The 9,950-nt window shown below is 48.0% G+C and carries 8 protein-coding genes; 2 read left to right on the forward strand and 6 right to left on the reverse strand.

The features are described from left to right. Positions 1 to 360: 360 nt before the first annotated feature. A complete protein-coding gene (locus ABD892_RS13205; protein WP_345196234.1) occupies positions 361 to 2,772 on the forward strand; it encodes a hypothetical protein in 2,412 nt (803 codons plus the stop codon). A gap of 249 nt (positions 2,773 to 3,021) precedes the next feature. Then, positions 3,022 to 4,671 (forward strand): acyl-CoA dehydrogenase family protein, encoded by a 1,650-nt coding sequence (locus tag ABD892_RS13210; protein WP_345196236.1) that lies wholly within the window; start codon positions 3,022 to 3,024, stop codon positions 4,669 to 4,671. A 6-nt stretch (positions 4,672 to 4,677) separates the two neighbouring features. On the opposite strand, the gene ABD892_RS13215 is transcribed toward ABD892_RS13210, so the two are convergent. The 6 genes from ABD892_RS13215 to ABD892_RS13240 all read right to left on the reverse strand — a co-directional run bounded on the left by ABD892_RS13215 (position 4,678) and on the right by ABD892_RS13240 (position 9,508). Beyond that, positions 4,678 to 5,085 carry a DUF4156 domain-containing protein gene (locus ABD892_RS13215; protein ID WP_345196237.1) on the reverse strand — a complete coding sequence of 136 codons (408 nt, stop codon included), beginning with the start codon at positions 5,083 to 5,085 and terminating at the stop codon, positions 4,678 to 4,680. 107 nt (positions 5,086 to 5,192) lie between these two features. Then, complete coding sequence (locus ABD892_RS13220) at positions 5,193 to 5,588, reverse strand: hypothetical protein (protein WP_345196238.1); 396 nt, start codon at positions 5,586 to 5,588, stop codon at positions 5,193 to 5,195. A 63-nt stretch (positions 5,589 to 5,651) separates the two neighbouring features. After that, on the reverse strand, positions 5,652 to 6,686 hold the full coding sequence (locus ABD892_RS13225) for a DUF2157 domain-containing protein (protein WP_345196240.1): 1,035 nt from the start codon (positions 6,684 to 6,686) through the stop codon (positions 5,652 to 5,654). Between the two features lie 223 nt (positions 6,687 to 6,909). Then, positions 6,910 to 7,755: a methylated-DNA--[protein]-cysteine S-methyltransferase gene (locus ABD892_RS13230; RefSeq protein WP_345196241.1), complete on the reverse strand. Its 846-nt coding sequence runs from the start codon at positions 7,753 to 7,755 to the stop codon at positions 6,910 to 6,912. Beyond that, positions 7,748 to 8,647: a DMT family transporter gene (locus tag ABD892_RS13235; RefSeq protein ID WP_345196243.1), complete on the reverse strand. Its 900-nt coding sequence runs from the start codon at positions 8,645 to 8,647 to the stop codon at positions 7,748 to 7,750. The genes ABD892_RS13230 and ABD892_RS13235 overlap by 8 nt, the downstream gene beginning before the upstream one ends. Before the next feature lie 201 nt (positions 8,648 to 8,848). Next, entirely contained in the window at positions 8,849 to 9,508 is a 660-nt protein-coding gene (locus ABD892_RS13240; protein ID WP_345196244.1) for a class I SAM-dependent methyltransferase, read from the reverse strand. Between the last annotated feature and the right edge of the window lie 442 nt (positions 9,509 to 9,950).

The raw sequence follows: 9,950 nt of genomic DNA on the forward strand, positions 1-9,950 counted from the left end.
ACTGTGTCAGTTTCATGCTGGATAATAGTGAATTAATGATTTGTCATTCACTGCATTTCTTTAAAGTCACTTGCTCGCAGGTTCCTTAGGCTTCGTGGGGACAAAATATCTATCTCGTCACCGGAGTTGGAAGCAATATTTAAAGACCCGTATTTTCACAGAATAATGCTTTAGATCAGATTTTTATTCATGAAAAACAACACTTAGTTTAAACATAGTCGGCAATAAGAGTAATTGATGCATTAGCAGCAACAGATATTGTACAAAAAACCTCTATCAGTGAACTATCAAATAACAAGGCGGTCTCTAAGTTCATTATTCGAAAGTTAATGTCACTATAGGACAGTTATGGAGAGAGCTATGCACAAAACTACGCCGTTAATGGCTACATACCCTGCTATTCAGCCCAGAAATGATAGCGTAACCTCAGATCCAAAAACCAATATAGAGGCACTGCCCTTAGAGGTTATACAGGGGCTGATGCAACTGCACACGGATCCCTACCGGCGTTGGCAACTCGGTCAAGTTTGTAGAAAATGGCTGAAAGCTTACGAAATTGTTGAGTCTACGGTCATTAGGCATTCTCTTCGACAGTCTGTCCACTTTAATGGACAGAAAGAGTTAATGAACATGAGGGGAAAAGACTTGTGCGCTCTTCAGTTTCGTGTCGAACAGCATGACAATGCAGTAAACAGGCTCGAGTATGGTACTTTATGCTTGGCGCGGGGAAATGGTGATATTAAAAGCTGGTCTAGCCCTGACAGCCGGTTTGTTTTTTTTTCTAACCCAACAGTTAGGGTTGATACCCTCAGCCTGCGTCATTCAGAAACGCTATTATCTACTCGCTTAATTTGTGAATATATCTTCGGCTCTATCACTAAATGTATTTTTTCCGATGACTCCAAGGTTTTACGTATCAATTCCGAATTTAAATACACGGATATTCACAGCACGAAAAAAGTAATTAGCAAGGTGAGCTTTCTCACATGGCGTGATAATGAATGGCTACGTATAGAACAGGTCGAAGTAAAGGGGACGCCCAAAATCATAGATGCTCATTTAATTAGCTCCTTAATGAAAAAAAACACCTGTGAGAAAAAAAACCTGCAGGCCTACTTGGAAGCAAACCATGGTATAGAACTAGTGTTAGACAATCACTACAAAAAAAAACGCATTGAAAGAGTGCTCTTATCATTCACTAATGCTACCGAAATTAAATTATCAAAAAATAAACAGTATCTTTTTATTTCCTGTATTGATGAGGTGAGTAATGAGCCAGTAACGCATTTATACCAAATGTTTTATAATAAGACACAATGGCGGATGATTAACCCTTGTACACTAATAGAGCGCAATACATCAATAATAGGATGTTATTTCTCACACGACTCAAGAAGCATGCTGCTTACACTGATACAGGAGAATAGGGAAGCAAGAACACTTTGTCTTTTTAACGATCAATACGCATGGATCTCAACACCGGTAGTCTCAGCGCAGGGACAGGATTTGCCTGCCTGCATAGGGAAAGATTTTGTCCGTGCATTATTTAGCAACGAACTGATTGAGGAAAGACAGTGTTTGAGGGTTTACATTAAAACGGAGGATGGTTTCGAATTACTTCTGAAAGATAAAGAACATTCCGACAATATCATTGATAAGGCAGTTCAATTGACGTTTGGCCCTGAGTCCAGTGTAAGAATGTCGCCAGACAGGCAGTTGCTTCTTGTGGCTAAAGATAATGATAATGATGAGGGTGGATTTGTACAAGTTTATGCTAAATCAGATACTGAATGGAAAGCGTTAATGACCCCGAAAATGCGATATTATGCTTACCATGCTAGCCATAAAACGATCTGGAATTTTTCACCTTTAGGTAATGGGATGATTTTATATAGTCCGCTATTAGGTATCAGAGGTGCTTTGTCAGTCTTTGTATGTGATTCAGACAATGGCGTATGGCGAGTACTGAACCAGAAGCCGATTTCAGCAGTAAATTTATGGAGCACTCCGTTTTTTTCATTAGACGGATATAGTCTGGAGATCCGATCATCGAAAAATGAGCGTGAAGAGTTTTGGGTATATGAAAAATGTGGTTATAAAGGATTGTCCAGACGATGGGTAAAAGTTGACATGCCAAAACAGAGACGTATTCATAGCTTATACATTAATGAACGAATTATTGTAGTTACCGCAATGATGGGCGATGATTTCAAGAAAACCGCCAAAGAAAGAGATGATGCCATTAATAGACTAAAGAATCTAGGAAAAACAGAGGAGGCAATGAGCATTCTAGAAAATGATTTCTTTAAACTAACAGCAAAAATTGCACTTTTTTATGATGAAAACAAAAAACAATGGGTAAGGTTATTCTCCGATAACAATTTTGGATCGCCTGAGACAGGTACATTTTCTGAGTTACTTCGCTTACACAATAATGCTTTCAGGGTAACAGGGGAAATGTATTATGACGGAAATGAAATAACAACAGAAACCATATTAACAAAAAACCAACTAAATCAATGGACGGTGACCCCTTCTTTTGACGGTATTGATGATGAGAATGCGAGGCACTGGGTCTTTGATGGTATTGAAAGCATGAATGAGGGAAACCTTGGGAGGTCATATTATTCCCCCTGCTGCCCACTGCTTGAATATCCCGGAGGTATAAAGCATGTCAACTCGACTCAGGACGGTGTTGTAAACTGGTGGCTTGGATCAGACAACATGTGGTACATGCGCAAACTCTTCCTTAAGAGTGAAATCCCGGAGTAGGAACAACGCAGTTGGCAGTTTTTAACAGGATCGCACTCTCTCAGCAGGTGAGCCTGAAATAGATCAGTGCGACACTGTTAAAGTTGGGTGTTAATGTTTCAGTCAGTGCCAGTGATTTAGCGGTTTATGATAAATATTCAGACAATCTACAGGTCGCGGCAGATAATGTGTTCAGAATGCACGTTTGTGCAAACAATTTTTATGTAGAACAGAGCCCAATAACCCGATAGCTGAACAGGGAGCATGATCATGAACACCCCCTGCAATGCCGCAGAAACCCACACGGTATTTAATCAACCCCCTCCACTCGACCCCTACAATCTGTTCACGACAGACACGGCACTGCGTGAAGCCCTGCAACAGGCTCCTGTACAATGGGCTGAAACCCAGTTAAACGACTATGGATACCTGTCAGGCCATACGTTGTTTTCAGCCGGCTTCCTTGCCAACGAAAACATGCCACAATTCCACAGCCATGATCGCTTCGGACACCGAATGGATCAGGTGGCGTTTCATCCCGCTTACCATCAGTTGATGCAAACGGCCATTGAACACGGGCTGCCCTCATCCCCCTGGCAAACACCACAACCAGGGGCTCATGTCGCCCGGGCAGCGATGATGTATCTCCACAACCAGGTGGAAGCCGGCAGCTGCTGCCCTCTGACGATGACGTTTGCCGCTGTACCAGCCATCCGCCATCAGCCGGATATTGCTGCCCACTGGCTGCCACTGATCACTGCACGCCACTATGACCCAGCCAATAAACCCTGGTTCGAGAAGCCCGGTGTCACCATCGGCATGGCGATGACAGAGAAGCAGGGAGGGACGGACGTAAGGGCCAACACCACCCGCGCTCGCCCGCTTGGCCAGAGCGGCCCCGGTCAGCTGTATGCATTGACCGGCCACAAGTGGTTCTGCTCGGCCCCCATGAGTGATGCGTTCCTTGTTCTGGCTCAGACCGATAAAGGGCTTTCCTGTTTTCTGCTGCCACGCTGGCGCGAAGATGGCCAGCGTAACGGCTTTTATATTCAACGCCTGAAAGACAAACTGGGGAATCGCTCCAATGCCTCCAGCGAAGTGGAATTCCGCGAAGCACACGCCTGGCTGGTTGGTGAGGAAGGCCGTGGGGTCGCCACCATTATCGATATGGTGGCGCTGACCCGTTTTGACTGCATTACAGGCTCCGCCGCCTTGATGCGACAGGCTGTCGCTCAGGCTGTCCATCACTGCAGCCACCGCCAAGTCTGCGGCAAGGTGCTAACGGATCATCCACTGATCCAGAATGTGCTAGCCGACCTGGCACTGGAGAGTGAAGCCGCCCTGGCGTTCAGCCTCCGAATCGCACAAAGCCTGGATCATCCGGATGATGAACAGGAACAACTGTTTTGCCGCATTGCCACGGCCATCGGAAAATACTGGGTTTGCAAACGGGCACCGGGGCACATCAATGAAGCCCAGGAGTGCCTGGGCGGCGCCGGATACGTCGAAGAGTCCATATTGCCACGCCTGTACAGAGAGGCACCGGTGAATTCGATCTGGGAAGGAAGTGGAAATGTCCAGTGCCTGGACATCCTGCGAGCCATGCAGCGTCAGCCCGACTCTCTGGAAGCCGTCTTTGCTGAACTGGAAAAAACCGCCGGTACTGACCCTCAACTGGGTCAGTACATCACAACCTTAAAAAAAGACTTGGTCAATACCAGCAATTTCCATTATGAGGCTCGACGGTTGGTCGAAAAACTAGCCATTTGCCTCCAGGGCAGCTTACTGCTGCAGACAGGCAATGCCCTGGTCGCTGACGCTTTCCTGCGTGCCAGACTGCAGCCCGAAGGACTGGCGTACGGCACCCTTCCTACAGGCATTCCCTGCACCCAACTGATCGAACGGACTCGCCCACTCTAAACCCGTTTAGTGCTGTTCATGGCGACCACAGCGGTAGACCTTACCGACAATAGTGGTCGCCGTGGTTCCAAGGGAATCCCTTCCCCGGGTATGACTAATATCCTGCACCTGCACGACATCCCCGCCAAACCGGGCCGCCTCATTGCGCAGCTCATTACGGGCACCTTCCATCAGGTTTTTATTGGAGGTGAAATCTCCGGTAAACCAGTTGCCCTGGCTACCATAGACTTCTCCCAGATAAGTGCAACCTTCAGGTTTAGTGTCAACCAGCTCGACCCGATAGGCTTCAGGGTGAAGTCGATTAGCAGAGCAGGCAACAAGCAGAAAAGAACACAGACCAACAACAACGTGTTTTAGCATGATGTTTCGGGATTCCTTACGGTATTCCAATGACGCAGACAACCATGAAGGCAACGGGCTTCCTGTAGAAACACACCACCTGACATGGCCTTTACAATTGTGCGGTAGTGTATGTGCAGATCTTTTGAATTGAAAGGCAATGATGTACCAAGCAGTATGCTTTATACGGCAATCATCTTATAAAAAACAGGTACCCAGGAACTGGCCGAACCTTGCTGTGCACCCAGCTCCATGTAAAAGTAGAGCCCCACATAGATCGTTGCCCCCCATATCAATCCACCGAGATACAGAAGCCCCTTGCCCCATATTGACCGATAAAACCAATGCCCTAGCCAAACAGAGAACAAGGCTGTCATTAACAAACCTACAATCATACACACACCGTAAACAGGCAGGTCACTCCCATGACTGAGCAGCAATTGGATGGGTGCCGTAAAGATCAACGGAATATTAAAGAACAGCACCTGGAAATCACGATCTCCGGTAAGCGTTGCAAAGAAACTGATGACCACGCCCCCTGAGGCAATCAATAAAAGCGATAGAATCAGCCTTTTCATAAGTCCTTTTTTACCTTATCAATAGCGACTGCTTTCCCAATATACAGCCGCAATCACACACACTTACATTGTTAACTTTGACTCTAGCAGCTCTTTCAGCGGCGTGGGCAATTTTGCCCTCAGCTTCACACTCGCCACCTGTTCGTATTTCTGCCAGAAAATGCCAAGCGAGATAACCAGCAAACCAATCACAGTCAATGCAACAGGGAAAAACCAGCTGTCCCTGAAAACTGAAAAAGCCAGATGCCCCAGATAAAGACTCACCCCCAGGGCACCAAATACCACAAAGACCCGCCTGATCAGCGTGACACCAACCACCATTAGCATCAGGTTGATACAGCAATAGAGGAATTTGCCAAGCTCACTGTTCGAATCCTGCAGGGTCATACCAACCCAGAATGCCATAGCACCGAAAAGATACAGCCAGAACGCATAGTCAGTGGTCTGCCGAATCCGTATATCGACCCAAAGCGCCACCAACACCATAACGAGTCCACCCCACATTGACACCAGCGCACTCATCCCGCCATCAAACCGATCACCAGTCAACATGGCCATGGCATCCATGAGCAATAGCCAGAGTGTTACCGCCAGAGGCATGACCAGGAAAGGATAGCGGTAACGCCATAGCATCACCGCTCCCGCAGCCAACGCACCCATCTCCATGGACAACCAATGCCAATGGAGATCACCATGATATTGCAGATAGATTTTCCCTTCAGGCCAATACCCCAGCGCCAACTGCAGACCGTAAATCGAAAGAGGCACAAGAACCACAACAAAGACAGCGCAGATACCCGCTGGAATCACATGCCCTTTCTGCTGGAAAATACTCATCAGCGTACATCCAGCCACCGCGTAGGCAAGTGAAATCCCGACAATCCCCCAGCCACCAAACGCCTCCCAGCCCAGATTCATGAATAATGACATGGCGCCAATCGCAATCATCCCGCCCAGGTAGTAAAGCAAGTGCGTGAAATCAAACACTGGCCCGGTGACAGGCTGCTGCTTCAGAAATGCGATCAGGTCATCCGCTTGCTGGCGGCTGACAATCTGCCGTGACACCGCCTGTTCGAGCTGCTGCCGCGTTAGTTTCATAGTGGATACAGGTATGAAGTCGACATATTAAACATTTCTATTCCCTTAATGTCGAAAGGGCAAGTCAAGACATGCAACGTTGCCGAACCCTTTCAACAGAAAACATTGCAACAAGTGAACTTATTAATCACCTACGCAGCAAAAACCAACGTTCCCATATCGCTTGATGGTAATGCCCTCCAGCATCCAGAGAACGCCTGTTATTCCTCGCACAGTTGCAGACTCACCCATCAGAACAGGCCTCCCAGGTCTGTATCGCCTGCTTGCGAGCCACACCCCAACGGAAACTGCCGAGTTCACCATCACTCCTGATAACACGATGACAGGGGATCAGATAACCCACCGTATTGGCTGCCAGCGCACTCCCGACTGCCCGCTGGGCCTTGGGCACACCGGCTAATTCGGCCAGTTGCCGGTAAGAGACCACCCGGGATGATGGTACCTGCAACAGAGCCTCCCAGACCTTGATCTGAAAATTGGTGCCACGAATCACCAGGTGCAACTTGCCACGTTCAAGTTCCTTGGCAAAAATCCTGCCCGATAACTGAGAGGCTGCCAGATCATCCCGCTGCAGAGTAGATTCCGGCCAACGGGACTTCAATGATTCGATCTGTACAGATTCATCGCTGTCACAGAAAACCAAATGACAAATCCCCCGTGGTGTCCAGCCCAAAAGCGCCTGCCCAAAAGGGGTCGGCGCCAGACCAAAACCAATCACCAGCCCCCCGCCCAAGGCTTTGATTTCACCCGGCGACATGGCCTCACAACTCACCATCAAGTCATGGAGCCGCCCCGACCCGGACAACCCGGCATCCAGGGATACACCCAGCACATCCTGTGACGCCCTGAGTGCCTCAAGTGCATGCGCCTTGGTAACGTATTGCAAAAAGCGTTTGGGTGATACGCCAGCCCAGGCGGTAAACACCCGTTGTAGATGATATTCACTGAAACCCATCGCTTCTGCGATCTCTTTCAGCGTTGGCTGGCGCTTAGCATTGGCACATATATAGTGAATCGCACGCGCAATCGTCTGGTATTGTTCTGCCGAATCCAGCGCACTGTCATTCATGATCAACCGCCTTAGATAATACAACCTGCCTGAACCGCGGCAGAAACCCTGTAACCAGTGCGGTTCCGAGGAGAACCAGTAGTGTCCCCAACACGGTATGCCAGCCAACAGGCTCCCCCAGAAAGAGGTAACCCCAGAATATACCAAACACCGGTATCAGAAACGTTACCGACAATGCCGCTGACGCCCCCACATCGGCAACCAGACGAAAATAAAGGAGATAGGCAAAGCCGGTACAAAGCACCCCCAGCATCAGCACTGCAAGGAGGATCGGAGCATCAGGCACAGTGTCGACTGGTGAGAATGGCACCAAGGGCAACAGCAACAACGTCGCTGCCCACATACTGCCATGGGCATTATCAAACGGCGCGATATGAGTCACTGCTTGCGCATAGACACTGGCCACCCCATAAAGAGAAGCTGCCCCAAATCCTGCCACCAAAGCGAATGATGCGCCTTCTAACTGAGCAGCGCTATCATACCCGACAAGCACACTAACACCCGCAAGCCCCAGAAACAGCCCTGTCGTCTGGCGCGGCATCAATGGCTTTCTATACCATAACGCCCCGATCAACGCGCCCCAAAGCGGCGCCGTGGCACTAATGACCGACAGTAACGATGCTGTCAGCATCTGTACGGCATAGGCAAACAGGAGAAAAGGTAACGCTGAATTAACGAAGCCAAGGATCAGGAAATGACGCCAGTTCTGGATGGGGGGTAGCGATTTTTTCAGAACACCCGCTGTCACCAGCAAAAACACCGCCGCCAGAGCAGCCCGAACCTCCATCAATAAAGCGGGACCCAGCACCGGTACGCTTATGCGAATGAAAAGAAAGGAACTTCCCCAAATCGCGGCCAAAGACACCAGACATAATGCACTCGCCCAACGCATAATCCGCTTCCCTGTGATGCCGGGTATGGTTTGACAATAAATACCTATACATCCGTAAACCACCCGTTTCTTGCGCTCCTTTCACTCTCGCATGACAGTAGTTCCGGATAATGTGCAAACCGGTTAAAAAGGCCAGTACTATCAGGCGGGATAAAACCTGCCGCAGATTAAGGCTTCAGCCCCAACCCACCCATCACTCCCTCATACCATACCTGAAAACAGTGCCACACAGCCCTGTGTTTGAATGGCAACATTTTTGAAACGTTTTTCTAGCGCCTGCTCTAGCTCTTCCAGCGTATCACCCAGGTTAGAAAAAATGCCATGACGGTTGTAATGTTGCATCAATTTGACAGCAGCCCAGTTAGGCACGCCCTTTTCGTTCAGGATGGTTGAACCAAAGACTGTTTCTCCCGGCTTCATAACAGCCTGCAGGTAATCAAACACGACAGCCTTCTCAGCGATAGTGCCAGGTAAGCAATGCAACAGATAATTGAGCGCCACAGAGTCAAACGGCGATATCTGACGTTGAACGGGTTCAAGAACATTTTGCTGGTACACCTCAGGCGAATAGCGCGCCACCCGTTTGGCGGTAAAAACTAAAGAATTGGGGTTCATATCCATCAAGGCCAGCCGGGGTGATGACACAGGAAAACGGCAGCGATCCAGGAAATAACCCGAGCCTACCCCCACATCAAGGTGGTTGGAGGATATATGCTGGTTGTAATGGGCAACCAGTCTCGGTGAAGGGCATTTCCAGACAAAACGGTTGGATAATAGAAGAACCCGGATATCATATACGAACAACATTCTATTGGTATAAACAGCTTGACCAGCCTCTATTTCTTGCTTGCTTGCATTCATCTTTCACCTTCTCACCACATTTAAGTGAAATATCACATTACAGAAATACATTTGACGGCTAGCACCACTATACATTCCAATTATTTGTCTACCATTTCATTTAACAGTAAAAAATCAAGCATCGCCATTATACCTCCCCCAACCAAAACCTTTTTATATAAACAATATAAAAAACATTTATTTATCTAACGCCATTCATTTTACTAGCATTGCTCCCCCACAAAAACACCATTTTAAAGACTCCAAAAATGCCCCTTATAAAAACTTTTATATTGAGAATCAAACATATACCCCCCCCTAACAATAACAAAAACCATATTTATCAATATAAAAAAGGAACATTTAGCATATTCAAATGTCTACCTGATTACCACTGTGGCTCAGCCAGCTTGAGAAGCCTTGCTGGCATGGGGCAGGTTCGCGCAGCCATGTAACCCAGCCT

Origin of the sequence: Kistimonas scapharcae, from assembly GCF_039540975.1 — a bacterium.
Lineage (GTDB): Bacteria > Pseudomonadota > Gammaproteobacteria > Pseudomonadales > Endozoicomonadaceae > Kistimonas > Kistimonas scapharcae.

Excerpts from the sequence above, each read along its gene's own strand:
- ABD892_RS13205 (WP_345196234.1), top strand. The coding sequence starts at position 361 with ATGCACAAAACTACGCCGTTAATGGCTACATACCCTGCTATTCAGCCC.
- ABD892_RS13235 (WP_345196243.1), bottom strand. The coding sequence starts at position 8,647 with ATGCGTTGGGCGAGTGCATTATGTCTGGTGTCTTTGGCCGCGATTTGG.
- ABD892_RS13240 (WP_345196244.1), bottom strand. The coding sequence starts at position 9,508 with ATGAATGCAAGCAAGCAAGAAATAGAGGCTGGTCAAGCTGTTTATACC.
- ABD892_RS13230 (WP_345196241.1), bottom strand. The coding sequence starts at position 7,755 with ATGAATGACAGTGCGCTGGATTCGGCAGAACAATACCAGACGATTGCG.
- ABD892_RS13220 (WP_345196238.1), bottom strand. The coding sequence starts at position 5,588 with ATGAAAAGGCTGATTCTATCGCTTTTATTGATTGCCTCAGGGGGCGTG.
- ABD892_RS13210 (WP_345196236.1), top strand. The coding sequence starts at position 3,022 with ATGAACACCCCCTGCAATGCCGCAGAAACCCACACGGTATTTAATCAA.
- ABD892_RS13225 (WP_345196240.1), bottom strand. The coding sequence starts at position 6,686 with ATGAAACTAACGCGGCAGCAGCTCGAACAGGCGGTGTCACGGCAGATT.